This is a genomic window from Mesorhizobium sp. M1006, assembly GCF_040318825.1.
In the GTDB taxonomy this organism is placed as follows: Bacteria; Pseudomonadota; Alphaproteobacteria; order Rhizobiales; family Rhizobiaceae; genus Mesorhizobium.
Genome location: NZ_JAMYMZ010000146.1, coordinates 1 through 904, shown reverse-complemented (window position 1 = coordinate 904; position 904 = coordinate 1). Strand labels below are relative to the sequence as shown.

The 904-nt window shown below is 57.1% G+C and carries 1 protein-coding gene; it reads left to right on the top strand.

The genetic code is table 11. The features are described 5' to 3' along the window. Nucleotides 1-240 precede the first annotated feature (240 nt). Nucleotides 241-904, top strand: a 664-nt coding sequence (locus NKH60_RS34965; RefSeq protein WP_352875134.1) for a TauD/TfdA dioxygenase family protein, incomplete at its 3' end; no start/stop codon positions are given.

Genomic DNA, 904 nt, shown 5'->3' with positions numbered 1-904 from the left:
ACGCTCTGATCACGTATCGAGCTGTGCTTGTCGCGTTTGCGACAATACGACAGCGGGTTCCCTGGCGCGAGCATGAGCCATCGGTGAATGAACAGCTTGATGATCAGTCTTCGCGATTGGCCATGCTGCTAACCGGGGAGTTGGCATGTTCCTTGCGCGGGATATAGGCGCCGGCGAGCCTAATGGTCACAGTTTCGGCTCTGGTCTGGCGAAGGAAATGTGAGCTTGGAGAATTACACCATGAGTGAAACGGCTTTGATCGATAGTGTCATTCCGCGTACCGCTGTTGTCAAATGCACGGCGCGCATTGGCGCTGAAATCAGGAATATCAAGCTGTCGGGCGATTTGCCGGACCAGACCTTCGCCGCGATCAAAGGCCTGCTGCTTGACCACAAAGTCATCTTCTTCCGTGACCAGGGTCATCTTGACGACGCCGAGCACGAGCGCTTTGCTCTTCGTTTCGGGAAGCCTATGCTGTCTCCGACGTTAGATCCTGCGAAGGGAACGACGTCGATCCTCGAGATTGATTACGCACGAGGTTTCCGGACTGACGCTTGGCACATCGATTTCGCCTACCTGGATGCCTATCCCAAGATTTTGGTGCTGCGCGGCGCTGTGATCCCGCCATTCGGCGGCGACACGGTGTGGTCAAACACCGCCGCCGCATATCTCGACTTGCCGGCACCGCTGCAACGGCTTGCTGACGACCTCTGGGCAGTTCACAGCAACGCGTACGACTTCGCCGTGTTTGCCCGCCCTACCGAAGCCGAAAGAAAAGTTCACGATGAGGCCCTGATGAGAGCGAGTTTCGAGACCGAGCATCCCGTTGTACGTGTCCACCCGGAAACCGCCGAGCGAACGCTGGTGCTTGGTCTTTACGCGAAGCGTTTTGTTGACGTGCCGA